The sequence below is a fragment of the Rossellomorea sp. DUT-2 genome (assembly GCF_052665285.1).
Genome location: NZ_JBQPEO010000001.1, coordinates 134,844 through 157,103, shown reverse-complemented (window position 1 = coordinate 157,103; position 22,260 = coordinate 134,844). Strand labels below are relative to the sequence as shown.

The 22,260-nt window shown below is 41.3% G+C and carries 28 protein-coding genes; 11 read left to right on the top strand and 17 right to left on the bottom strand.

Annotation, left to right across the window (positions count from 1 at the left end; all coding sequences use genetic code 11):
• Nucleotides 1–28 precede the first annotated feature (28 nt).
• Nucleotides 29–958: a ferrochelatase gene (gene hemH, locus ACOSV2_RS00870; RefSeq protein WP_428973582.1), complete on the bottom strand. Its 930-nt coding sequence runs from the start codon at nucleotides 956–958 to the stop codon at nucleotides 29–31.
• Between the two features lie 90 nt (nucleotides 959–1,048).
• Nucleotides 1,049–2,080 (bottom strand): uroporphyrinogen decarboxylase, encoded by a 1,032-nt coding sequence (hemE, locus tag ACOSV2_RS00865; RefSeq protein WP_428973581.1) that lies wholly within the window; start codon nucleotides 2,078–2,080, stop codon nucleotides 1,049–1,051.
• Nucleotides 2,081–2,356: 276 nt separating this feature from the next.
• Here hemE and ACOSV2_RS00860 point away from each other — a divergent pair, with 276 nt between their 5' ends.
• On the top strand, nucleotides 2,357–2,863 hold the full coding sequence (locus ACOSV2_RS00860; protein WP_113971537.1) for an antibiotic biosynthesis monooxygenase family protein: 507 nt from the start codon (nucleotides 2,357–2,359) through the stop codon (nucleotides 2,861–2,863).
• A gap of 199 nt (nucleotides 2,864–3,062) precedes the next feature.
• Nucleotides 3,063–3,638, top strand: a complete 576-nt coding sequence (locus ACOSV2_RS00855; RefSeq protein WP_428973580.1) for a cysteine hydrolase family protein — start codon at nucleotides 3,063–3,065, stop codon at nucleotides 3,636–3,638.
• A 91-nt stretch (nucleotides 3,639–3,729) separates the two neighbouring features.
• On the opposite strand, the gene ACOSV2_RS00850 is transcribed toward ACOSV2_RS00855, so the two are convergent.
• From ACOSV2_RS00850 to liaF, 3 genes are read right to left on the bottom strand one after another with little or no spacing between them, the layout of a single operon-like run.
• A complete protein-coding gene (locus ACOSV2_RS00850) occupies nucleotides 3,730–4,383 on the bottom strand; it encodes a response regulator (protein WP_428973579.1) in 654 nt (217 codons plus the stop codon).
• A gap of 18 nt (nucleotides 4,384–4,401) precedes the next feature.
• Entirely contained in the window at nucleotides 4,402–5,430 is a 1,029-nt protein-coding gene (locus ACOSV2_RS00845; protein WP_428973578.1) for a sensor histidine kinase, read from the bottom strand.
• 23 nt (nucleotides 5,431–5,453) lie between these two features.
• The gene (gene liaF, locus ACOSV2_RS00840; RefSeq protein ID WP_428973577.1) at nucleotides 5,454–6,260 is read right to left on the bottom strand and encodes a cell wall-active antibiotics response protein LiaF; all 807 of its coding nucleotides are present in this window, start codon (nucleotides 6,258–6,260) and stop codon (nucleotides 5,454–5,456) included.
• Between the two features lie 242 nt (nucleotides 6,261–6,502).
• On the opposite strand from liaF, the gene ACOSV2_RS00835 reads away from it, so the two are divergent.
• Nucleotides 6,503–7,900, top strand: coding sequence for a hypothetical protein (locus tag ACOSV2_RS00835; protein WP_428973576.1), 1,398 nt, complete (start codon nucleotides 6,503–6,505; stop codon nucleotides 7,898–7,900).
• A gap of 38 nt (nucleotides 7,901–7,938) precedes the next feature.
• Here the strand turns inward: ACOSV2_RS00835 and ACOSV2_RS00830 are convergent, their stop codons facing one another.
• A complete protein-coding gene (locus ACOSV2_RS00830) occupies nucleotides 7,939–8,538 on the bottom strand; it encodes a phosphatase PAP2 family protein (RefSeq protein ID WP_428973575.1) in 600 nt (199 codons plus the stop codon).
• Between the two features lie 95 nt (nucleotides 8,539–8,633).
• On the opposite strand from ACOSV2_RS00830, the gene ACOSV2_RS00825 reads away from it, so the two are divergent.
• Nucleotides 8,634–9,836: a M20 family metallopeptidase gene (locus ACOSV2_RS00825; protein WP_428973574.1), complete on the top strand. Its 1,203-nt coding sequence runs from the start codon at nucleotides 8,634–8,636 to the stop codon at nucleotides 9,834–9,836.
• A gap of 512 nt (nucleotides 9,837–10,348) precedes the next feature.
• Here the strand turns inward: ACOSV2_RS00825 and ACOSV2_RS00820 are convergent.
• The 4 genes from ACOSV2_RS00820 to ACOSV2_RS00805 all read right to left on the bottom strand — a co-directional run bounded on the left by ACOSV2_RS00820 (nucleotide 10,349) and on the right by ACOSV2_RS00805 (nucleotide 13,640).
• On the bottom strand, nucleotides 10,349–10,756 hold the full coding sequence (locus tag ACOSV2_RS00820; RefSeq protein WP_428973573.1) for a DoxX family protein: 408 nt from the start codon (nucleotides 10,754–10,756) through the stop codon (nucleotides 10,349–10,351).
• 150 nt (nucleotides 10,757–10,906) lie between these two features.
• Nucleotides 10,907–11,611: an EcsC family protein gene (locus ACOSV2_RS00815; RefSeq protein WP_428973572.1), complete on the bottom strand. Its 705-nt coding sequence runs from the start codon at nucleotides 11,609–11,611 to the stop codon at nucleotides 10,907–10,909.
• A gap of 66 nt (nucleotides 11,612–11,677) precedes the next feature.
• Nucleotides 11,678–12,907 carry an ABC transporter permease gene (locus tag ACOSV2_RS00810; protein ID WP_428973571.1) on the bottom strand — a complete coding sequence of 410 codons (1,230 nt, stop codon included), beginning with the start codon at nucleotides 12,905–12,907 and terminating at the stop codon, nucleotides 11,678–11,680.
• The gene (locus ACOSV2_RS00805; RefSeq protein ID WP_428973570.1) at nucleotides 12,897–13,640 is read right to left on the bottom strand and encodes an ABC transporter ATP-binding protein; all 744 of its coding nucleotides are present in this window, start codon (nucleotides 13,638–13,640) and stop codon (nucleotides 12,897–12,899) included. The genes ACOSV2_RS00810 and ACOSV2_RS00805 overlap by 11 nt, the downstream gene beginning before the upstream one ends.
• A gap of 707 nt (nucleotides 13,641–14,347) precedes the next feature.
• Here ACOSV2_RS00805 and ACOSV2_RS00800 point away from each other — a divergent pair.
• Together ACOSV2_RS00800 and ACOSV2_RS00795 are read left to right on the top strand one after the other, a co-directional pair.
• Nucleotides 14,348–14,770 carry an HIT family protein gene (locus ACOSV2_RS00800; RefSeq protein ID WP_428973569.1) on the top strand — a complete coding sequence of 141 codons (423 nt, stop codon included), beginning with the start codon at nucleotides 14,348–14,350 and terminating at the stop codon, nucleotides 14,768–14,770.
• A gap of 165 nt (nucleotides 14,771–14,935) precedes the next feature.
• Nucleotides 14,936–15,472 (top strand): tryptophan transporter, encoded by a 537-nt coding sequence (locus ACOSV2_RS00795; RefSeq protein ID WP_324747736.1) that lies wholly within the window; start codon nucleotides 14,936–14,938, stop codon nucleotides 15,470–15,472.
• Nucleotides 15,473–15,538: 66 nt separating this feature from the next.
• On the opposite strand, the gene ACOSV2_RS00790 is transcribed toward ACOSV2_RS00795, so the two are convergent.
• Nucleotides 15,539–15,733, bottom strand: a complete 195-nt coding sequence (locus tag ACOSV2_RS00790) for a hypothetical protein (RefSeq protein WP_113971264.1) — start codon at nucleotides 15,731–15,733, stop codon at nucleotides 15,539–15,541.
• Between the two features lie 163 nt (nucleotides 15,734–15,896).
• On the opposite strand from ACOSV2_RS00790, the gene ACOSV2_RS00785 reads away from it, so the two are divergent.
• Nucleotides 15,897–16,268 carry a YtxH domain-containing protein gene (locus tag ACOSV2_RS00785; protein WP_428973568.1) on the top strand — a complete coding sequence of 124 codons (372 nt, stop codon included), beginning with the start codon at nucleotides 15,897–15,899 and terminating at the stop codon, nucleotides 16,266–16,268.
• A 376-nt stretch (nucleotides 16,269–16,644) separates the two neighbouring features.
• Nucleotides 16,645–17,220 carry an HTH-type transcriptional regulator Hpr gene (locus tag ACOSV2_RS00780; protein ID WP_113971262.1) on the top strand — a complete coding sequence of 192 codons (576 nt, stop codon included), beginning with the start codon at nucleotides 16,645–16,647 and terminating at the stop codon, nucleotides 17,218–17,220.
• A gap of 1 nt (nucleotide 17,221) precedes the next feature.
• Here the strand turns inward: ACOSV2_RS00780 and ACOSV2_RS00775 are convergent, their stop codons facing one another.
• Nucleotides 17,222–17,551, bottom strand: coding sequence for a DUF1878 family protein (locus tag ACOSV2_RS00775; protein ID WP_428973567.1), 330 nt, complete (start codon nucleotides 17,549–17,551; stop codon nucleotides 17,222–17,224).
• A 195-nt stretch (nucleotides 17,552–17,746) separates the two neighbouring features.
• Here ACOSV2_RS00775 and ACOSV2_RS00770 point away from each other — a divergent pair, with 195 nt between their 5' ends.
• Nucleotides 17,747–18,283, top strand: coding sequence for a DUF3267 domain-containing protein (locus ACOSV2_RS00770; protein WP_397553277.1), 537 nt, complete (start codon nucleotides 17,747–17,749; stop codon nucleotides 18,281–18,283).
• A gap of 238 nt (nucleotides 18,284–18,521) precedes the next feature.
• Complete coding sequence (locus ACOSV2_RS00765) at nucleotides 18,522–18,701, top strand: hypothetical protein (protein ID WP_034763303.1); 180 nt, start codon at nucleotides 18,522–18,524, stop codon at nucleotides 18,699–18,701.
• Nucleotides 18,702–19,173: 472 nt separating this feature from the next.
• Here ACOSV2_RS00765 and ACOSV2_RS00760 read toward each other — a convergent pair whose 3' ends face one another.
• The 3 genes from ACOSV2_RS00760 to ACOSV2_RS00750 all read right to left on the bottom strand — a co-directional run bounded on the left by ACOSV2_RS00760 (nucleotide 19,174) and on the right by ACOSV2_RS00750 (nucleotide 19,644).
• A complete protein-coding gene (locus tag ACOSV2_RS00760; RefSeq protein WP_113971259.1) occupies nucleotides 19,174–19,260 on the bottom strand; it encodes a YjcZ family sporulation protein in 87 nt (28 codons plus the stop codon).
• A 126-nt stretch (nucleotides 19,261–19,386) separates the two neighbouring features.
• A complete protein-coding gene (locus ACOSV2_RS00755) occupies nucleotides 19,387–19,470 on the bottom strand; it encodes a YjcZ family sporulation protein (RefSeq protein WP_032089274.1) in 84 nt (27 codons plus the stop codon).
• A gap of 87 nt (nucleotides 19,471–19,557) precedes the next feature.
• Complete coding sequence (locus tag ACOSV2_RS00750) at nucleotides 19,558–19,644, bottom strand: YjcZ family sporulation protein (RefSeq protein ID WP_138777695.1); 87 nt, start codon at nucleotides 19,642–19,644, stop codon at nucleotides 19,558–19,560.
• Between the two features lie 187 nt (nucleotides 19,645–19,831).
• Here ACOSV2_RS00750 and ACOSV2_RS00745 point away from each other — a divergent pair, with 187 nt between their 5' ends.
• Entirely contained in the window at nucleotides 19,832–20,788 is a 957-nt protein-coding gene (locus tag ACOSV2_RS00745) for a peptidylprolyl isomerase (RefSeq protein ID WP_428973566.1), read from the top strand.
• A gap of 51 nt (nucleotides 20,789–20,839) precedes the next feature.
• On the opposite strand, the gene ACOSV2_RS00740 is transcribed toward ACOSV2_RS00745, so the two are convergent.
• Nucleotides 20,840–21,019, bottom strand: a complete 180-nt coding sequence (locus tag ACOSV2_RS00740) for a sporulation YhaL family protein (protein WP_113971257.1) — start codon at nucleotides 21,017–21,019, stop codon at nucleotides 20,840–20,842.
• Nucleotides 21,020–21,150: 131 nt separating this feature from the next.
• Nucleotides 21,151–22,092 carry a 3'-5' exoribonuclease YhaM gene (gene yhaM / locus ACOSV2_RS00735; RefSeq protein WP_113971256.1) on the bottom strand — a complete coding sequence of 314 codons (942 nt, stop codon included), beginning with the start codon at nucleotides 22,090–22,092 and terminating at the stop codon, nucleotides 21,151–21,153.
• Nucleotides 22,093–22,260 lie beyond the last annotated feature (168 nt).

Below are 22,260 nucleotides of genomic sequence, written 5' to 3'. Positions count from 1 at the left end.
TTCCTTTGTTTCAGCCAAAAACGAGAGATTATTTAAGGTGTTTTAACACGACATCTGCCATTGCATCGATGAATTCAGGTTTGGCATTCGGCATTTCCGGACGATAGTACGAAGCTCCAATATCATCTGTTACCACTCTACATTCGTAATCATTGTCATATAGCACTTCTAGATGATCGGATACGAAACCTACCGGAGTATAGACGAATGTCTTGTACCCTTTTTCTTTAAATAGGTCACGGGTTAAATCCTGAACGTCAGGACCTAACCAGGGATCAGGAGTGTTCCCTTCACTTTGCCAGCCTACTGCATATTCCTTCACGCCTGCGGCCTCTGCAATCATCTTCGCTGTTTCCTCTAATTGCATTGGATACGGATCGCCTGACTGCAGGATACGTTCCGGCAGACTATGAGCGGATACGATCAGGACGGCATGGCTGCGTTCCTCATCTGACATGCTTGCATAGGTTTCTTTTACTCTATCGGCCCAATACTGAATGAATTTAGGTTCATCATACCAGCTCTCAACGGATGTAATGTGTGGTCCACCCAGCTTATCTGCCGCTTCCTTCGCACGTCCGTTGTAGGATTTAACACTGAACGTTGAGAAATGAGGGGCCAGTACAATCGAAACGGCTTCTTGAATGTCGTCTTTATGCATCTGTTCAACAGCGTCTTCCACGAAAGGTTCGATATGCTTCAGCCCAAGATACATTTTAAACTCAATATCATCTTGAATGCTGTTTAAATGTTCTTCAAGACTCTTCGCTTGATCCAGGGTGATTTTTGCCAGTGGAGAAATCCCACCAATCGCTTCATACCGTCCACGGAGGTCTTCCAGCAGTTCAGCTGAAGGTGCTCTTCCGTGTCGGATATGCGTATAGTAACGTTCCAAATCTTCTTCTTTATATGGAGTTCCATAGGCCATCACCAATAGGCCCATTCTTTTCTTTGTCATACCATTTCACCTCATTATCAGTATCATACATTCCATTATTGTGCCATGTTTCTTCATGTGAATCCATGGTTACACACGTATGAATGTGCTCTACCTGGCACTGTATTCATGTACGAAAGCTGCCAGACGCTTTAATGTGTCCGGATTAACTTGCGGGAATACCCCATGTCCTAAGTTAAAGATGTGAGCTGGAAGCTCCATTCCTTGATCAAGGATCGCTTTGGCTCTGTCTTCAATAACCTCCCAAGGAGCTAAAAGAATCGCAGGATCCAGATTCCCCATTACTGTTTTGGAAATGCCTCTTTCTCTTGCTTCTTTAATCGGCAGGCGCCAGTCTAATCCAACTACATCAAGAGGGAGGTCATGCCATTCATTCGCTAAGTGGCTTGCTCCTACACCAAACATAATCAATGGTACGTTCTCTTCCTTCAATTCTGTAAAGATCTTCTCCATGACCGGCTTAATGTAAGTACGATAATCTTGTATATTCAATGCCCCGACCCATGAGTCGAAAATTTGGAAAGCAGAAGCTCCTGCTTTGATTTGAGCTTTCGCATACGTCACTGTCATAGCGGCAAGTTTATCCATTAATGCAAACCATGCTTGGGGTTCTGCATACATGAATGCTTTTGTTTTATTATAGTTTTTCGAAGGACCGCCTTCAATCATGTAGCTTGCCATTGTAAAAGGTGCACCGGCAAAACCGATCAACGGCACGGACAATTGCTCCCCAGTCAATAATTTAATGGTATCTAATACGTAAGGAACATCATTTTCGGGGTCGATTTCTCCCAGCTTCTCTACATCCGCTGTCGTACGAATCGGGTTATCGATCACAGGGCCGATTCCAGATTTGATTTCTACATCCACTCCTATGGAAGGAAGTGGTGACATAATGTCTTTATAAAGAATCGCTGCATCCACATCATATTGTTCCACCGGCAGCCTTGTCACATATGCGCAAAGCTCAGGTTGGTGTGTAATTTCAAACAGAGAATACTTTTCTTTGATTTTGCGGTATTCAGGTTGTGAACGCCCAGCTTGTCTCATATACCAAACCGGAGTATAGTCCGTCTTCTCTCCCCTTGCTGCTCGTAAAAATGTATCATTCATTTGTTTCATACCTTTGTTCGTCCACCTTTCTATGTAACTCCATTATTCCCATTGTATACTAATTCAATTAGATTCTGAAATTGTACTATTTTAAAATAAGACCGTACGAATTGTAACCCTTTTAAACTATAGACGTTTTAAAGAGAGTTGTATAGTTATCAAGGGAAAATGTCATAAATTTGCCGATTTTCAAGGTGGATGAAAAAATATCCAGAAAACATGTTACAAGAGAAAAGGATTAGGGAAGAGTATAATAGAGGTAACTAATTAATTGAGGTGATTTGGATGAAGGTGTATATAACAACGGGAACCCACGAATTTCTGCAAAAATTAATGAATCGGCATACAGATGAAAAAATGATCTTAATGCAGGGGAAAGATGCCATGCTGCTTCATGAGACAAATGGTGAAAGTGTCTTTGAATCCCCCCGCAAATATGAAACTGTCGATCAATCAGGGGAGCTTAATAATAAAGGATATGTGGTTTTCAATAACATTCCTGTTACGGATGAAGGTCGCCCACTATTTGAATACCGTTTTAAAAACCGTGCAGGATTGATTGAAGAAGTTCCGGGCTTTACGGCTATCCGGGTTCTTCGCCCATTAGACACGGATACATATGTGATTATGACTCAATGGGAAGATGAGAAAAGCTTCATAGGTTGGCAGGAATCCAAGCAATACCAGAAAGCACATGAAAAGCGCGGAACGGAAGAGGGAATTGATAATAAGAAAGATATCTTCCCCCGCGCTTCCTATGTAAGTGAATATCATGTAACAGGTGAAGAGTGACACACGAGCTGCCGGATTTTGAGGCAGCTTTTTATTTTCCTGAATGCCAGCTACTCTCCGGTCCCTCAAACTTAACAATTACACTTAAAGTGTACATACATAATTACAAATTATTAACAGTATACTTTATCGTATTGGTCATAGATATTTACCTTGAATTTATTTGCACAACACCCTTTATGAAAGGAGTTGAGTACCGATGAGTCAAACGTGTTTGCTTCTGATTGACTTTCAAAAGGCATTTAGTCATCCTTCATGGGGAAAGCGGAATAATCCTGCTATGGAAGAAAACGCTTATCAGCTTCTTCGCGCATGGAGAGAAAAGGCATGGCCGGTCGTCCACGTACAGCATTCTTCCAATGATATGGAATCACAACTGCATTCAAGCTGCTCAGGGTTCGATTTTATAGACGAATTCCGTCCTTCACGAAACGAAAAGCAAATTATTAAGCACGTCAATAGCGCCTTTATCGATACGGACCTGGATCTATATTTAAAAAGGGAAAAGTTCACATCCCTTGTAGTGATGGGCTTCACGACGAATCACTGTGTATCCACTACGGTTCGCATGGCTCAGAACTTAGGTTATGATGTGACTGTTCCTTTTGATGCCACAGCATGCTTTGAAACGTATTCCTATGATGGTTCTTTATTTTCAGCTGAAATTGTTCACGGACTATCACTGGCTAATCTACATCATGAATTCGCCACCATCTCTTCAACAGAATCCATACTCTTTTCACGATTCAATTTTAGTAGACCTGTTACTTTCTAAGTAACTTTTCTGTTCACGCAAAAGGGGCTTAGTCAAGGAGAGTGATTCCATTCCCTTTGACTAAGCCCCTTTGCGTTAACTGTTGTACTGCCTATTCTTTCATATTCTTACTGTATAATATCCCATTCCGATTCGCATAGATCGCTGCCTGCGTCCGATCCGCGACTCCGAGCTTACTCAGGATATTACTTACATGGGTCTTAACGGTCTTTACCCCTATGAAAAGCTCTTCGGAAATTTCCTGATTCGTCATCCCTTCTCCCAGGCATTTCAATACATCCAGTTCTCTCGCAGTCAGCTCTTCATGTGGTTTTCTTACCTGAGGTCGGAATCGGTTCATCATTTTATCCGCCACTTTTGAGGCAATGACGGATTCCCCCTTCATCGCTTTATAAACAGCCGATGTCACTTCTTCGGCACTTGCCGTTTTCAACAAATAACTATGAGCTCCTGCTTCTATGGCTGGAAACACTTTTTCATCATCATAATAGCTTGTGAGAATGATAATTTTACAGTGGGGATGAAAGGTTAGGATTTTCTTAGTTGCCTCGATTCCATTCCCGTTCTCCATTAATAAATCCATCAGAATCACATCAGGCATATACAGCTTCGCAAGCTGAGCCGCTTCGTTACCGCTTTTCGCTTCCCCAAGGAATTCAATCCGATCCTCTGTCAGCAAATAGGTTTTCATTCCTAATCGAACCATTTCGTGATCATCTACTATCATCACCTTCACCTTATCCACCTGTTTTCCCCCTTTGGTTTAGACCGGAATCCTCAGGTCAATATACGTTCCTTCCTTCTCTTTAGAACGAATTTGAAACAATCCCCCGATTTCCTCGGCACGCTCTCTCATCGTCTGAAGTCCGTACGATGTCATCTTGTTCTCTCTCAGGTTAAAACCTCTTCCATTGTCACTTATGTACAGAGTGACATAACCGTCCTTTTTCTCCGTCACAATCTTCACTTTCGTTGCCTCTGAGTGACGCAGGATATTGGAAAGGCTCTCCTGAATAATCCTGAACATATGGGTTTCGGTTCCTTTTGAAAGATTCTCAATCCCATCGAGGCTTGCTTCGATTTCAATCTGCGTTTTTTCCTTTAATTCTCTAATTAAAATGGTTAACGCTTCACAAAGACTTTCACCTTTTAAATCAATCGGTCGTAAATGAAGAAGAAGAGCCCTCATCTCCCCTTGCGCTTTCCCTGCAATTTCAGCCACTTGTGTTACAATCGCACCAACCCTTTCTGGATCTGTGTTGATGCTTTTTTGCGCAGCAGAAGAAAGCATATTCAACGCGAATAATTGCTGACTGACTGAATCATGAAGATCCCGCGCAAGTCTTTGCCGCTCTTCCATGACAGCTGCCTGATGAGCTTGATCGGCAAGCTCGGATTTCTCATCAGCTAATCTCTGTAGTGACTTGACCTGCTCTTGAATGAACACAGCAAGTTGATTTAATTCATCAGATAATATTCCAAGCTCATCATGTTCATAGCGATCCACCCTTGCAGAAAACTTCCCGCTTCTTAACAAGGTAACGAATGTAGAAATATCATCGATTCTCCCCTTGAATGTATACCCCGTACGAAATCCAAAATAAATACTCAATAATAGAAGTATGATGGCTAACCACATAGTCAAATAAATCGATAGTTCAAGAGAAATACTTGGACCTTCAGAGAAGTACAAATAGACCTGAAGCGATATAAAGAAAAGCAGGACAGCCATGGTGGACATCATGAAAAAGCTTTTAAAAATCCAGTTGCGAATGTTTGAGGATTTGTTCAAATTCTCCCCTCCTTTTACTTACGTTACACCCGGTTTATACGAATCGAACCGATTTTCACGTCAACAGCCAGCTTTATTTTCCTACTTGCCTGTTCGTACTCCGGCGAACGGTAATAAAGCTCGGAACGAATATCTGCTGATTTTTGGTCAAATAATTTAATATCCCCGACTTGTACCTTCAAGGTGATTTCCACAGGTACGTTTTCCGGTATGATCATTTTCACATCGCCGATCCAGCCTTTGATTTCAATAGGTGTTTCCCCTTCAGGAATAAAGGCTTTACTGAAGTCAAAATAATAATCTCCAATGGCATTGTAAAGCTTCATATTTTCAAGGGGCCAGTTTGGCTCGGAAAATCGAATATCTCCGACGATAAATCCTCTGTTCATCTTATTTTTCTTTGGAGGGATTTTATCTCTCTCATTCTCAAAGCCTATTTGGGATGTTTTCTCAAATGGGTATTCGTTGCTTATACTTACTCTGATCGGTTTATTTCTGATAAGCCGATGAATGGCGATTGCGATAATAAAGAGTGGCCATAGTTTCCACCAGCTTCCATAGTCGAAATTCATTACATCGTACCTATCGAGAATAATGAGTCCCCCTAACACCATACCGAATAGTCCAAACAGTAATTTCCCAAAGCTTTCCTTCAAAAAACTGTCTACCGTCCACTTCAAGCCAAGGAGCAACAACAAAATTGGAATAATATTGACAAATATCTGCGTTATTTCCAAGGAAATGACACCAATATTCAATAGTAATAACAACAATCCTATCGCCATCAACAGGAACGAGAAAAACCATTGTTTTCTTCCCTTATACCTCATACCAACACCACCTTCACATCTACTATTAGTTTCGCTATAAATGAATAAATTCCTGTTACTACATTCATTATAAATGGCTTTCTCCCGTTTATTGAGGAGCATCGGCATGATTCTGCCTCGGTCTCGAGACGGAAAAAATGTTCCCAACCTGCATCACACCTTTTCTCCATTTTCATAATCTATAGTACAGATCAGGGCAGATGCCTAAAGTTTGAGGAATGATTTAGAGGAGGTTTTTTCTAATGGGGATTGATTTAACGGCTCTTCATTGGATTTATTTAGCTTTCATAGGGTTCATCATCCTATTCATGATTTTCCGGAAAGACACCACGATCGTATGTATCCTGGGAATCTTCAGCATTGCCCTGGTGGCAACAGGGTCGTTAAGCGGATCGATTAGTAGTATTTTTAACAGCTTTATATTCGCCATCACCGAACTCCTATCTACCATTCTCGTGATTTCCATCATCGTAGCAATGAGTAAAGGACTGACTATTACCGGTATTAATGATGTCATGATACGGCCATTTACGAAGTTTATCCGGACACCGGCCCTTGCTTACTGGACAATCGGTCTTGTGATGATGTTTATATCTTGGTTCTTCTGGCCGTCGCCTGCAGTAGCTCTCCTCGGTGCCGTGTTAGTACCTGTTGCCTTACGAGTCGGATTACCGGCTCTTGGAATTGCCATGGCCATGAACTTATTCGGTCACGGTATCGCCCTTTCCGGTGATTTTGTCATTCAGGCAGCTCCGAAGTTAACCGCGGACGCAGCAGGGATTCCTGTATCAGATGTTATTTCTGCAAGTATCCCCCTTATTATTGTGATGGGTGTTGTCACAACTGTCACCGCTTTTCTATTTCTTAAACGAGATATGAAAAAAGGAATCCTCTCGGTGGATTCGAGCTCCCTTTCGTCCATCGGACAGGATCAGGAGGAGTCACCTAACCTGTTATCTTTACTATGGAAACGAACAATTGCCATTCTTATCCCTATTTTATTTATCCTGGATATTACCGCTATGTTTCTATTTGATCTTCAAGGGGGAGATGCAACCGCACTGATCGGTGGAACATCCATCATCATTCTTCTCTTGATTTCGTTGGCTGCCTATAAAGGAAAGGGATTGGAGAAAACGACGAGTTTCATGATTGACGGGTTTCAATTTGGATTTAAAGTGTTTGGTCCCGTAATTCCGATCGCCGCTTTCTTTTACTTGGGAGATTCAGGGTTTCAAACGATTATCGGTGACTTCCTTCCTTCAACCTCTCAAGGAATCGTCAATGACCTAGGGGCATCTCTTGCTGCCGTCGTTCCACTCTCTACAGCAGTCGGGGCGATCACCCTTACGACCGTTGGAGCGATTACGGGCCTTGACGGATCCGGCTTTTCCGGAATCTCTTTAGCCGGTTCCGTAGCCAATCTATTCGCAGATAGCATTGGGTCTGGAGTTGCAACCTTAACCGCCCTTGGGCAAGTCGCAGCCATTTGGGTCGGCGGTGGAACTCTTGTCCCTTGGGCCCTCATCCCGGCAGCCGCCATCTGTGGAGTTGATCCATTCGATCTCGCACGGCGTAACATGCTTCCTGTCGTCATAGGATTAGTAGCCACCACGATTGTAGCGATGTTTTTGATTTAAATATAGTGAGGGACGGACCTTGGTTTAGGTCCGTCCCTCTATCTTTCCTGTTTGGGCCGCTTTTCATAAAGAAAGATACACAGGACAAAATAGGAGTATCCCAGTAGGTATCCGGCTGCAACGTCTGATGGATAGTGAGCCTGTTCCACTATTCTGCTGATGCCTGTCAGGAGGGAAAGGATGATGGCCAGGATAAAGAGGGTCACTTTCATTCCGGTAGAAGAGATCTCTCTACTAATGAAGTATGCAATGACCAGTAAGAAGACAAGCCCCACCATGGCATGGCCGCTTGGAAAACTGAACCCTTCCTCACCATGTGGAAATGGAGGCCTTTCTCTTTCCATCAAACCTTTGATTGCTTTATTCAGGACGTTACTTCCCGCTACCAGGACCACAACGGTAATGATTCCAATAAAGTCCTTCTTGGCCCACCAAAGATATAAAATAAGGGCGATGGTTGCGATCCCAATCACTAATTCAGTACCGATTACGGAAAACAATTCGATAAAGTGAAGCTTGCTCATGTTCGACAAGAGATAATCCTCACCTAAAATTTCCATCTTATAAAAAACAAAATGCGCGATGGTCATAAACAGTACAAATGAAATGATGGCCGTTATGTATTGAAACTTCTTCATCTTGATCCTCCTTGAATTTCACTCTGATTACTTCCCTCTCAATATTTAGTGTTATAATATTCGTAATATTCATCAAATAATAGGAGGTTGTGCACTTGCTGAATGAATTATATCAGAAATTAGAAGAACGTTGGATAGAAATGGTTGAGATCAGAAGATTCCTCCATCAACATCCTGAATTATCCTTCCAAGAGAAAAACACAGCTGCATACATTGCTGATTACTACAATAAAATCGGGGTTCCCGTCCAGGAACAAGTCGGTGGCAATGGGGTGGTAGCAAGAATCAAGGGAGCCCTCCCAGGTAAAACGGTGGCACTTCGTGCAGACTTTGACGCCCTCCCCATCCAGGATGAAAAGGATGTGGAATATCGCTCCACCGTTCCAGGTGTCATGCATGCATGCGGCCATGACGGTCATACAGCAACACTATTAGTATTGGGTAAAACCCTGCATGAAATGCGCGATGTGCTATCCGGCACTATAGTTCTGATTCATCAGCATGCGGAAGAATATGCACCAGGCGGAGCGAAACCCATGATTGAAGCGGGCTGCCTGGATGGAGTGGATGTTATTTTCGGAACTCATTTATGGTCAAGTGAGCCTCTCGGAAAAATTCTATATCGAACAGGTCCCATCATGGCTGCTGCTGATAGATTTGAAATCGTCATCAAGGGATCCGGCGGTCACGGGGCACAGCCTCATAAAACGAAGGATTCCATCGTGATCGGGGCTCAGGTCGTTTCCGAGCTTCAACAAATTGTCAGCAGAAGAGTGAATCCAATTGACCCTGCCGTCGTAACAATCGGTTCATTTATGGCAGATAACGCATTTAATGTTATTGCCGATTCCGCTAAACTGATTGGAACAGTCCGTACATTCAATCCTGAGGTCAGAGACTTTATCGAAGAAGAAATCGAACAGATCCTGAAAGGTGCATGCCTTTCAGCCCGTTGTGAGTATGAATATGTGTATGAACGCGGATATCCTGCTGTCGTGAATCACGAAGAGGAAACGGATCTGTTGATTCAAAGTGTGGATACAGTCGATGAAGTTCATAGAGTGGAAGAAATTGAAATGCAAATGGGCGGGGAAGATTTCTCCCATTACTTAGAACATGTAAAGGGTACCTTCTTTTTTACAGGTGCCAAGCCGGATAATGTTGAAGTTGCCTTCCCCCACCATCATCCCAAGTTTGATATTAACGAAAAGGCTCTTCTGATTGCCGCTAAATCACTGGCATCTGCTGCCATTCAATATCAACAAAGGCATTCTGTCACGGAGACGCTTACAAAGTAAGTCAAAAAAAGGATCAGGCGCTATAATGGCCTGATCCTTTACTCTTAATAAAAGGCTCTATTCGTAAAGTTTGTTGCTATTGTAGAGGAGAAAGTAATAGTTGATTTCCGCTCCAGGATGCTCGCTTTCCGCGGGGCTGGCGGTGAGCCTCCTCGGCTGCGCCTCCGGGGTCTCACCTGTCCAGCTATTCCCGCAGGAGTCGAGCATCCTTCCGCTCCAATCAACTTTCTAAGCATGTATCCTTAAAGGAAGAAGGATTATTTTTTTTAGTTACATTGTTTTCTTGCACACCTTGAAGCTCTGTCATGAAAATACTGTTTAAGATGGTGAGGGGAACTGCGCAGACTCCTGCGGAAGTACGGACGTGCCGAGACCCCGGAAGCGGAAGCTGAGGAGGCTCGGCCGAACGTCCGCGGAAAGCGGAGCAGTTCCCCTCACCATCCAGCATAAACCTGGTTGACAGAGCCCTAGCAGATTCTATGTTAGAAAACAACAATCTTTGCGAAAAGAGCCTAATAAAAACGATGATTTTTTTCGATCTTACTTACCACCAAGACCCACCAGATCAATAGAGGTTGAAATAATAATCTCACCCAAAGCAGCACAACATTCGCTTCTTCATTCCCTGGAGCTGGAATTCCTTTAATGGCGGCATAAATATTGGCAGGAAAGATGAGAACTAAATAAATTGCCGTGATGACCCCCGCTTTTTCACGAGTCTTTGGAATGAGCAGGAGTACAGCCAATATAAACTCGATCATTCCCGTAATATACACGATTTCTTCCCTTAGAGGAATAAATTCAGGGATCATTTTGGCGAATCCTTGAGCTTCAATAAAGTGAAACACCCCTGCTAAAAAGAAGAAGAATGAGAATAGAATCAGTCCTAACACTTTCAAACCTTTCTTGCGCTTGTTCATCTATTTCACACCTCACTACTATAATGATAACGTACTTTCTAACTATACCTGAATATTCAGAGGAAATAAAAAAAAGCGTTTGCTTCCCGTAAAGCCTACCAATTATCCTCATAAAAAAAGATCGACCATCACGTCGACCTTCCCTCACTACTATTCTATATCATGAAAGTACCGAATCCGATAAGCATATTTTGCCACTTCCCCCAATTGATCAAGAAGTTGATAGTTTGCATAGGCTCCTACCACAGCCCCTACCCCGGGAATGAGTTGAAACAATTTAACGAAATCAATGTAATCCCGATACTCCTGCTGGAAAGTTCTCCAGTCCAATTCTTTCAGTTTTTCTTTTTCCACATCCCAGTTTTCGATGATGCCGAGGACATGTTTTTTATGAGAATCACTGGAGAATGCGAGTTGAAAGACATATAGCAGAAACATTCGTTCCTCATATTGTTTTGTATCATAGCCATGAATGGCAGAGCATTCGCTCAGAAATTTCATTTTGATTGATAGGAGCAAAGGAAAATCTGCCAGGCCGAGAAAGATTCCACCTGCACCTGTTCCTGCCCCTTCAATCGTTGCCGCTTTCCGGTAAAATTCCATTCGTTCCTTCATCAGCGCTTCTCTTCCCTTCAGTGAAGACTTCACGGAGACCTGCTGTAGGGGTACCCACTCGCTTCCCTTTAACGTTACTTCTATCATCTTCTTGATACTTTCCGTTACTACGCTATGTGCTTTCTCAGGGATCCATTGATTCACTTTTGTTTGAGCCTGCTTCGAAACCCGCTTAAAGATGGAAGATTTTCTACTGAACTTACGCTTCCAGGAATCGAGTTCTTCTCTTTCATGGTTCACACTGAACCACCATCCTTTTTTATCTGTTTACTCTTTCTATACGTTTCATTTTGGCGGATTGTTTCACTAAAATAATGTTTCTTCCATCTTTTTCAATCGCTGGACTAAGTAAAACTGACTAAATAAAATTGAAAATGATAACCCGACCAGTAACGTGATCAGCCCTTCTATCCATTCCCCCTTTAAAAATAGAGGAAGGGAAAATAGAGCGGCTTGGATCATCATGGCCTGATTCATTATTTTTTGAAAAGAGGATTTCTTTAATTCCCGTGATACGGGATAAATGAGTACCCATATCTTATAATCAAACCGTTTAAACAATGGGATCAGTTGAAAAGCTGTTAAATAAAGAAACACTAATGCCGTCAGAATACTGAAGATAAAAGAAGAATTCGAATAAATCAACAGAACACCGATCAAGGTTAACCGAAGGTAAAGACCCGAATATTCACTTGTTCTCACCAACGACCGAAGATACAAATACCGATACGTCGATGCTTGTGAGAAAGGTGTCCGCACAAGCCCATCAAGCCATTTTCTCCGGTGCACCTTCCCTTTCAGCTTAGGCACATCCGTGAACATATTGGCAATCCGGTAAAAGATCAGCATTCGCTGCTGCTCCAGATTGATTAACAAATCCCATTTAAGATTTTTACCTTTTGTTGATTGAAAAAAGTAAAACGCATACCCGATCATGATGAAGGCAACGACGATGACCATCCAGTATTCAGCCCCCGATAACACCAAGAACACGAGAGCACCGCTTAATAAAAAACGTAACAAGCTGTCCGTCAGGTGGGCTTCCCTTTCCTGAAACCGCAGCATGAACCAGCGTACATAGAGATTCCATACCTTTAAGGCCAATACAAAGCCAAGTAACGGAAAGAAACTTCCAAAGCTGCTCCCGGATACTGCTACATACATTGGCATGAGAGCAGCCAGTACGAGCAGTTGAATGTATGATTGAAACATGAAGCTGATCCAAATGCATTTGGTGAAATAACTCGATAAACGCCCTTCTAGCGGTAAAAGGAATACGGCATCCGCTTCCCTCAGAAACGTATAAACCGGACTCCAGGCAAGTATCAGCCCAATGATCACCGCCATGATGAGTGGTGCAGGAAAAGCAGGATCCAGAGTTTTCACCCACTGATTATATGTATACGCTGCTCCTCCCAAAGCAAAGATCAGAACGAATAGTAAATGATCGTTAAACATGTATTTCAAATACTTTTGAAGCTCCTGATTATACTCTACAATTCGTTTCTTCCAAATATTTTCCACCTTATTCATCATGGGACTCTTCCTTTGTCAGCTGGATATAAATATCATCTAACGTTGCACCCGGCATGGAGAATTCCTTACGAAGCTCCTGAAGGGTTCCTTTTGCACGAATTTCCCCTTCATGAAGGATGATGAATGAGTCACAATATCTTTCTGCCGTTGCTAAAATATGCGTAGACATCAGTATTCCAGCACCATTTTGCTTCATCTCCTGCATCCAATCCAACAGTGACTGAATCCCGAGTGGATCTAATCCAACAAACGGCTCGTCAATGATATAGAGACTGGGCTGAATAAGAAAGGCGCACATGATCATCACCTTTTGTTTCATTCCTTTTGAAAAATGGGCAGGAAACCAGCTCATCTTCTTCTCCATACGAAAGGCCTTCAACAGTTTATCAATTCTTCCTTTATACTCAGACTCTGATAAGCCGTAAGCCATGGCCGTAAGTTTTAAATGCTCTTCAAGGGTAAGCTCATCATAAAGAATCGGTGTTTCCGGTATGTAAGAAAACTGCTTTCGATACTGATCGGCATCACTCTTCAAGGTGTGACCATTAATGGACACTTCTCCTTGCTTTGCTTCCATGAGACCAATTATATGCTTGATCGTCGTACTTTTCCCAGCACCGTTCAGGCCGATTAATCCGACAATTTCATTTGAATGTATGGAAAATGTTATATCCTTTAAGACCGGTTTTCGGGTATACCCGCCAACCAGGTGTTTGATTTCTAATAATGACACGTACAGCAACGTCCTTTCTCTTCTACATGGTTTTCTCTATTTTATCAAAATTTCATCGTAAAGGCATGGTTAAACCAATTTCCCATTCCATATTTTAGCATTCATAACCATACTTGATTTGCACATCATAATATTTGAAGGGGCCAGCAATAAGAAAAAGGGGATGGTTGTTAAAGACCAGCTAACCGATTTCACTATTGTTTGCGACTGTAAGGATTGTCGTCTTCTATAGTGAATGACACACTCACCATATTCATTTGTTCAAAAATTGATAAATGAGGTGTTTGTTAAAGCACACTTTGACTGAATCAACTTACTTTATTAGCTTCTCAAGCTTAGGAGATAAGGGGATGGTCACATTGCACAAAGTCATTCATGTTTCTAATGGTTTACACATATCATCCTTATAGCAAATGAGGTGTTTGTCCAAGACGGCTAACAGTTTCTATTGTCTGAATTGCTTAAATAGCGAAAAGATAAGGGGATGGTCGCATTGAACAATTTTCATTCTAACTTAAGAATGTATCACTACAGAAGCTACTAGCGAATGAGGTGTTTATCAAAGAGAATGAAGCCTGACATATAAACCTTTATAGTATTACCCCTTCAAGAAGAGAGGCAGGAAAATCGTTCCTGTCTCTTCTTCATTTATTTTCTCTTTCATGATAAAATACATAAAAATGTCATTACAAAAAGGTGGAGTAAACATGAGTGACTGTATTTTTTGCAAGATTATCGACGGTGAAATCCCTGCAATGAAGGTGTACGAAGATGAGCATGTCCTTGCTTTCCTTGATATTAGTCAAGTGACGAAAGGACATACATTACTAATTCCAAAGGTACATAAAGAAAATATCTATGAGCTGACTCCCGGTATGGCAAGCCACCTCTTCTCCGTTGCACCTAGGATTGCTGAGAGTATAAAGGCCGAGTTTAATCCAATTGGAATGAACTTGTTAAGCAATGCAGGTGAAGAAGCAGGACAATCTGTCTTCCATTTCCACATGCACTTCATTCCCCGCTACGGTCAAGGAGATGGCTTTGGAGCCGTTTGGAAGACACATAATGATGACTACACTCAAGAAGACTTAAAAGGAATAGCTGAATCCATAGCACAGCATCTTTCATAAAAAGTCGAGCCTGATCCCTGAAGCTAAAGGGAATCAGGTCTTTTCAGAATAATTAATCTTTGACAACAATTTTCGGTATGTTATAATGTACCTATCTTTTCGCTAATGGCAACAGTGCACATTAGGAGAAGCAAATAGTATAGTTTAGTTGAGGAGAGATGAGAAATGAATACAAAAACACTTGTATCCCTGTCATTATTAGTGGGGATCGGAGCCGTCCTGCACACAGTGATTCCTGGAATTTTCTTAGGAATGAAGCCGGACATGATGCTTACGATGATGTTTCTGGGCATTATATTATTTCCAGCTAAGAAAAACGTATTGCTTTTAGGTTTATTAACTGGAGTCATTTCAGGTCTGACAACACAGTTCCCTGGAGGATTCTTACCTAACCTGATTGATAAACCGATTACGGCATTCGTTTTTTACGGACTTTTCCTGGCTACTAAAAAGGTCACTCGTTCACTTGTAGGTGCTTCTGTTCTAACAGCTATTGGCACACTTGTATCAGGAAGTATATTCTTGCTTTCTGCTTATGTGATTGTCGGTCTGCCTGGAGCTTTCTTTGCTCTATTTGCAGCAGTCGTACTTCCAGCTACACTTGTTAACGCCGGGGCAATGTTTGTGGTCTATCCAATCATTAACGGGATTTTAAAACGTTCAACCATTCGAGAAGCTGTCACAACAGAACAGCTATCCTAATTTAATCATAGTAAAGCCCTCCATTCATTGTGAATCGCCACCTGAATGGAGGGCTTTCTCTATATCTTACTTGACTGCAACCCATAAGAGCACTCCAATCAAAAAGGTGATCACCCCACCGGACCCCATTATGGCAGCACGCTTTTTTAATATATTCTTAGGAGGATACATACCCGGCCTTTGAATGGAAATGAAATTATAAACCATACTTAGAAATAAGACTGCACAGAGGGCAAAGAAACCAAAGATTATCCCGTCCATCGATTACAACCCCTCCTTTACTCCACCTCTTACCTTTATTTTTATGCTGCAAATAAGAAAGTTATGAATTGACTTGTTTTAATCTGTTCTAAAAGGGAAAAGGAGAATACATGTTGATTGTAGAAATAGAGTATTATAGAACTAGAAGAACGAGGTGATCATAGTGAACAAGAAATCCCTGGCTTACGGGCTTTTAATCGGTGGAGTGGTTGGAGGAGTAGCATCCCTTCTTACGTCTCCTTCATCGGGGAAAGATATCCGGGCAAAAATCAAGGACAAGAAAGATGACTGGACTGGAGTAATCGAAGAGATGAAGGTGAATATTGGCGAATTGAAAGATTCCATCGGCACCCTGTCTCAGGAAGGAAAAGAAACGGTCATGCAGCTTTCGAAAGATCTTCAAGCTTCTTTCAAACAATGGCAGGCTTCGACAGAGCCAAATAATCGAAGACTTCAGGAAGAAATCCAATCCATCCAAAGAACAATTGAAGACTTGGAAAAATCGATTAACTCAGCAAATACACCGAATCAATAACCAGATCCCCACAGCCCTTTTCACCAATGAAGAGGAAAGACTGTGGGGTTTTTTGTTGAAATATGGGTTATATCGATTCTGAAGAAACATGTTTTGAAAAAAAATTATTATCTCCCTTCTTTTCTTTCAATATAATAATTATATGAAAATATCCCGTCATTACAGTATCCCTCCACCCACCGACCTCTGTTTTTTACAGTATGTCCAAACCAAAAAATAAATACTTCGAAAAATTTTGTCAATTTAACCTTTATTAATTATTACTTTATTGGCATAATAAAATATAAGCGCTTTCTTTTTTGTAATAGTTGTTTTAGTAAGTCATTTTGGTACGACTTAGATTTAAAAAGATTTTCTAGCAAAGTGGGTGAATGAGATGAAGGAAAGAGAATTTACTTTGAAAGAGGCTATGCTCTTCAGTCAAAGGATGGCTCAGCTTAGTAAAGCTCTGTGGAAAGCCATAGAAAAGGACTGGCAGCAATGGATCAAGCCATACGACTTAAATATCAACGAACATCATATTCTCTGGATTGCTTATCATTTAAAAGGGGCTTCGATTTCAGACGTAGCCAAGTTTGGTGTTATGCACGTTTCAACTGCATTTAACTTCTCCAAGAAATTAGAAGAACGGGAATTACTACAGTTTTCCAAACGGGAGAACGATAAACGGAACACCTATATTCAATTGACGGCTAAAGGGGAAAATATACTTCTTGAGTTAATGAAGAACTATAAGCCTGAGAGCCACTCAATCTTCCAGGGAGTTTCCCCATTAAGGGAATTATATGGAAAGTTCCCTGAAATGATTGAGATGATGACCGTCGTGCGAAATATATATGGAAATGATTTTATGGAGATATTCGAAAAATCGTTTCATAACATTGAAAATGATTTTTCTGATGATAACGGAAAACTGGGAGAATTATTTCAAGATGAAGAAGAATTGGCTTGATCTACAAGCTCTTCTTTAACTGTTTCATCAAAGCTGGATAAATGTCTTGAGCTAAACAGCTATCAACCACTTCATGAACCTTCAGCTTTGAATGAAGCTCTTCTTCAAACTCTTTAAAAAGCGGAGTATTGTACACGAATCCTTCCGCTTTTTGCTTTTGGAGTTTCATGCTCAACCTATCACAAACTATAAAGAACTCCTTCACTTCCCTCTCTGACAAACCCTTACGAATGATCATTTGATGAAATGGAAAACCATTTTCGGGGATCATCTCCGCCATTAACCGTTGATAATACTCGAGTTTCTCTATACGTTTCACTAAATCTTTCATCTTAATCACCCTTCAATCATTGCAAAAAAATTCTCATACTCTCATTGTACAAAACTATAACATACCTTTCCCAAAAAGTTCTTCTAAAAAATATGAAAAAATCAGCCTGAAATGTATTGATTTTTTCCGGCAATCGTAATAAAGTATGTTAGGCACTTAACTATGATTTATTCGTCTAATGGAGGCGATTTTTTTATGCATTGCTGGAAAACAATCAATCTGGAAAAACAATTCGGATTTTACCGAGTCTTTTTACTTTCATCCATCATCATGATGATGGTATTCTCATTAATATACGTACCAATTAACTTACTATTTCCAAGTGCGTTCTATGATAACCATTTCCTTGTGTTCTTCATAGGAATGTTGAGCATCTACCCTTTGCATAAGTTCTTTCACATTGTACCGATACTACCCTTTGTGAAAAAAATGAAGTGTAGATGCAATCGGAAGCTATTCTTTTTACCGATCGTTTCTTTGCGGGTGGATCAGCCTATCTCAAAATACCGTTACATGCTTGCCCTGGTGGCACCATTCTTTGTACTGAACGGAATTTTGCTATACGGATGCATCCACTTTCCGCACTATTCTCATTACTTTACAATGCTGCTTGCATTTCATTCAGGAATCTGTGCCATTGACTTTATTTATGCAAAGCAACTCATGGATTCCCCAAAGAATGCATTAATTGAAGAGAACGATGATGGATACGAAATATTGATTTATCAGTAAGGATGATGGACGGCCATTGAAACGCACACTCGATGGAAGAAATCATCCTTCTGCTTTTCTCATGTATTTTCACGAAGATTCATCATTTACTTATCGAAAATTCCTGCCTGCACTTGGACGGAATGGTAAAAAGAATGCAAAAAGCCTTATTTGCATGATTAATGCAATACTCTCGCTACCAATTAGAGAAATTATTTGGTAATGTATAGCTTAAAGGAGATAACGGGGAGGGGTTTGGATGATCTCCATGTTTTTAGTGTTTGCTGTTTTCATCTTATTTTATATAAATAAAATGACAAACGCATTATGTTTACAAAAAGAAATACCTGAAGAACGCCAACCAAAGGTGTTTAGAACCATCAATATCCTAATCACCATACTACTGGTCTCTTCTTATATAGAAATATTGTTTACATAGAAAAGCGGAGGCGGCTCGTTCAGAGGCGACAAGCATAAGCTAAACCTACCGGAAAGGCGCTCTTTGCCTTTTTGGTAGGTTTAACTTATGACCTCGAGCCTCTAGCCGCCGGAGCTGGACAATCCGAAAAGCGGAAGGGCTTTGTTCAGATGCGACAAGCATAAGACGAATCTGCCGGAAAGGCGGTTTTTTGCCTTTTTGGCAGATTTGACTTATGACCTCGAGCCTCTAAGCCCTGGAGCTGGACAATCAGAAAAGCGGAAGGGCTTTGCTCAGAGGCGACAAGCATAAGACGAATCTGCCGGAAAGGCGGTTTTTTGCCTTTTTGGCAGATTTGACTTATGACCTCGAGCCTCTAAGCCCTGGAGCTGGACAATCAGAAAAGCGGAGGCGGCTCGTTCAGAGGCGACAAGCAAAAAGCAGATCCGGAAAATCCGGATCTGCTTTGTTTTTTCTATAAGTCACCGTTTAATTAATAAACGTATGCTGCACCAATGATGATTAACAAAATGAATAGAACAACGATTAACGCAAATCCTCCGCCGTAAGCACCTGACATCTGCGCTTCCTCCTTTCATGTATGAAAAAGCCGCCTAAATATGAATAAAGCAAAAGGGGCCGCCTTTCTTAAGGTATTGCCCCCTCTACAGTCTTTATCCGATAACTTTAAACCCTGAGGCTAAAATTATAGCCATGCTGCACCCACAATGATTAACAGGATGAACAGTACTACGATTAACGCGAAACCTCCGCCGTATGCATTACCCATAACTTTCCACCTCCTTTGAAGCGCTAATTTATCTTATTCAAGTTAGCTGCCGTTTGTTTTAGGCTAATGTCATAAATTTAATTTTTTTTAGCAAATAAATGCGGCACCAACGATGATTAATAAGATGAACAGCACTACGATTAAGGCGAATCCGGAATTGTATCCACAGCTCATATTTATTACCTCCTTTTCTCTCTTCGCTCTTATCATATGAAAGTACCTAGGAAATGGGTGTGTAAAATGCCCATTTTTCTGAAGATTAATATGGAAAATATTTTTTTTCATGGAAAAAGTATGTTATAGTATGGTTTGTAGAAATTTGACAAGCCATCAAACGAATATATTGTAGGAGTTGGTCACCATGAAAAAATGGATCATTTCAGTATCATTGGCTGCGGGAGTCGTTGGACTTGCAGGATGCAGCGGAGACGGGGCTGAAGGAAACAGTGACGTTGTTGCAACCACAAAAGCTGGAGACGTAACAAAAGATGAACTTTACAAATCAATGAAGCAAAAATTCACTCCACAAATGGAACAAGCCCTTCAAGAATTGGTTTACACGAAAGTACTTGAAGAAAAGTATGACGTATCGAAAGAGGAAGTTGACGAAAAGCTGAATGAAGCCAAAGATCAATTGGGACCTCAATTCGAAATGTTCTTACAACAATATAACCTTGATGAAAAATCGTTTAAAGAATACTTAAAGCTTCAATTACTTCAAGAAAAAGCTGCAATCTCTGACGTGAAAGTCACTGAAGAAGAAGTAAAGAAATACTACGAGACATGGAAGCCTGACATTCAAGTTCGTCACATCCTTGTAGATGATGAAAAAACAGCTAAAGAAGTGAAACAAAAATTAGCTGATGGCGGAAAATTTGAAGAACTTGCAAAAGAATACTCTAAAGACCCTGGTTCTGCTGAAAATGGTGGAAGCTTAGGCTGGGTAGACAATGCAGGTCGTCAAAACTTCGTACCTGAATTCTCTAAAGCTCTGGACACTTTAGAAAAAGGCAAAGTGAGTGAGCCGATCAAAACAGAATATGGCTATCACATCATTGAAGTGACAGATAAAAAAGAAAAGAAATCCTTTGACGAGATGAAAAAGGAAATCGAAAAAGAACTGAAGCTTTCGAAAGTGGATCCTCAAAAAATCCAGGAAGCGATGAAAGCTGAAATCGAAAAAGCTGACTTAAACATTAAAGATAAAGATCTTAAAAAAGCATTTGATCAAGTGCTGAACCCTGCGGCTACACCTGAAGGCGGAGAAGCTCCTGCCGTACCTGAAGGAGAAGAAGCTCCAGCACCTGCCGAAGAGTAGACCAAAAAGGCCTGACGGATCCATTCCGTCAGGCCTTTTTATTCTCTATGATCAAGACGTTAGTTGACGTCTCCGCTCCTTCTCTTCCTCCATACGATGAATGTAGACTTCTCCTTCTTTCTCTATCCACTCATCTTCCATATTCTTTTCTTCCTTAGCTGATTTAATCGTCATAAAGGCACTCCCGAAAATCCCTGCTACAACCAAGTACATCCAAATAGGTAGTGTCATTTGCTTCAACTCCTTATAGGTTTGTCCTCTTTATTAACACTATATGTAGGGAAGGGATAAAACATAACTGGATTTAACCTTTTATTCTACTAAAAAGACCCCGTTCCATTATCCGGGGTCTAACAGGTTACTTATTTATGAAAAGTAGGTTTATAGAATGAACGATTATCAAGGGCAAATACTCTTTCTGTATACTCCCCTGGTTTCACCCGTTCCAATGCACGATCCAGCATATTCATCTTTGCATCCACGTTATCGATGTAATGCAGGATTTCAGCTTCACGAATGAGCGGCGGCTTAGGACTACCCCATTCCGCTTTTCCATGATGACTCAATACGAGATGTTGAAGGATCATCACTTCTTCCCCTTCAATTCCAAGCTCATCAGCAGCTTTTCCAATCTCGTTCACCATGATCGAAATATGACCGATCAGATTCCCTTCAATCGTATACGTAGTAGAGGTTGGGCCTGAAAGCTCTATGACTTTGCCTAAATCATGAAGAATGACCCCGGCGTACAATAGATCTGAATCCAGGGATGGATACAGTCCTGCAATGGCCTTCGAGAGGTCCAGCATCGATACAACATGATACGCAAGGCCTGACACAAATTCATGATGATTCTTGGTAGCCGCCGGATATTCCAGGAAAGGCTTCTGATATTTTTTAATTAAGTGCCTTGTGATGCGTTGAATATTTGGATTTCTCATTTCAAAAATATACTGAGTGATCTTACTCGTCATTTCCTCAATGCTTACTGGCGCCGTTTCCAGGAAGTCCGAAATGGCATAACCATCTGCCGGGGAAGCCGGGCGAATCTGCTTGATCTTGAGCTGACTCTTTCCACGATAACTATGTATGTCTCCAACAACCTGTACGATAGTTTCAGGTTGGTATGCCTTCTCATCCTGCTCAGAAGCATCCCAAAGCTTAGCTTCCATGTTTCCACTCTTATCTTGCAGAATCAGCGTTAAAAACGGCTTACCTGTATTTGTCGTGCCTTTGGTCATTTGTTTAATTAATAGGGGTAATTCGATTGTTTCTCCGACATTAAATTGTGTAATTCCAGACATCTCTTCTCCTCCGTCCAACTATATTAGTAGTAGTTTCAGTATATCATATTTCGCTAGAGTACAGGGGTGGAAAGGGTTGGAGCGTGATGTGTGCCAGGATTGAGCCAAACGATGATCAAATTCCAGAGGTCCGTCCCTCTCTTTCCACACCAAAAAAACCGCCCCCAC

Coding starts and splice junctions, on each gene's coding strand:
- hemH (WP_428973582.1), bottom strand. CDS start 958: ATGACAAAGAAAAGAATGGGCCTATTGGTGATGGCCTATGGAACTCCA.
- hemE (WP_428973581.1), bottom strand. CDS start 2,080: ATGAAACAAATGAATGATACATTTTTACGAGCAGCAAGGGGAGAGAAG.
- ACOSV2_RS00860 (WP_113971537.1), top strand. CDS start 2,357: ATGAAGGTGTATATAACAACGGGAACCCACGAATTTCTGCAAAAATTA.
- ACOSV2_RS00855 (WP_428973580.1), top strand. CDS start 3,063: ATGAGTCAAACGTGTTTGCTTCTGATTGACTTTCAAAAGGCATTTAGT.
- liaF (WP_428973577.1), bottom strand. CDS start 6,260: ATGAGGTATAAGGGAAGAAAACAATGGTTTTTCTCGTTCCTGTTGATG.
- ACOSV2_RS00835 (WP_428973576.1), top strand. CDS start 6,503: ATGGGGATTGATTTAACGGCTCTTCATTGGATTTATTTAGCTTTCATA.
- ACOSV2_RS00830 (WP_428973575.1), bottom strand. CDS start 8,538: ATGAAGAAGTTTCAATACATAACGGCCATCATTTCATTTGTACTGTTT.
- ACOSV2_RS00820 (WP_428973573.1), bottom strand. CDS start 10,756: ATGAACAAGCGCAAGAAAGGTTTGAAAGTGTTAGGACTGATTCTATTC.
- ACOSV2_RS00810 (WP_428973571.1), bottom strand. CDS start 12,907: ATGATGAATAAGGTGGAAAATATTTGGAAGAAACGAATTGTAGAGTAT.
- ACOSV2_RS00800 (WP_428973569.1), top strand. CDS start 14,348: ATGAGTGACTGTATTTTTTGCAAGATTATCGACGGTGAAATCCCTGCA.
- ACOSV2_RS00795 (WP_324747736.1), top strand. CDS start 14,936: ATGAATACAAAAACACTTGTATCCCTGTCATTATTAGTGGGGATCGGA.
- ACOSV2_RS00790 (WP_113971264.1), bottom strand. CDS start 15,733: ATGGACGGGATAATCTTTGGTTTCTTTGCCCTCTGTGCAGTCTTATTT.
- ACOSV2_RS00780 (WP_113971262.1), top strand. CDS start 16,645: ATGAAGGAAAGAGAATTTACTTTGAAAGAGGCTATGCTCTTCAGTCAA.
- ACOSV2_RS00775 (WP_428973567.1), bottom strand. CDS start 17,551: ATGAAAGATTTAGTGAAACGTATAGAGAAACTCGAGTATTATCAACGG.
- ACOSV2_RS00770 (WP_397553277.1), top strand. CDS start 17,747: ATGCATTGCTGGAAAACAATCAATCTGGAAAAACAATTCGGATTTTAC.
- ACOSV2_RS00765 (WP_034763303.1), top strand. CDS start 18,522: ATGATCTCCATGTTTTTAGTGTTTGCTGTTTTCATCTTATTTTATATA.
- ACOSV2_RS00760 (WP_113971259.1), bottom strand. CDS start 19,260: ATGTCAGGTGCTTACGGCGGAGGATTTGCGTTAATCGTTGTTCTATTC.
- ACOSV2_RS00755 (WP_032089274.1), bottom strand. CDS start 19,470: ATGGGTAATGCATACGGCGGAGGTTTCGCGTTAATCGTAGTACTGTTC.
- ACOSV2_RS00750 (WP_138777695.1), bottom strand. CDS start 19,644: ATGAGCTGTGGATACAATTCCGGATTCGCCTTAATCGTAGTGCTGTTC.
- ACOSV2_RS00745 (WP_428973566.1), top strand. CDS start 19,832: ATGAAAAAATGGATCATTTCAGTATCATTGGCTGCGGGAGTCGTTGGA.
- ACOSV2_RS00740 (WP_113971257.1), bottom strand. CDS start 21,019: ATGACACTACCTATTTGGATGTACTTGGTTGTAGCAGGGATTTTCGGG.
- yhaM (WP_113971256.1), bottom strand. CDS start 22,092: ATGTCTGGAATTACACAATTTAATGTCGGAGAAACAATCGAATTACCC.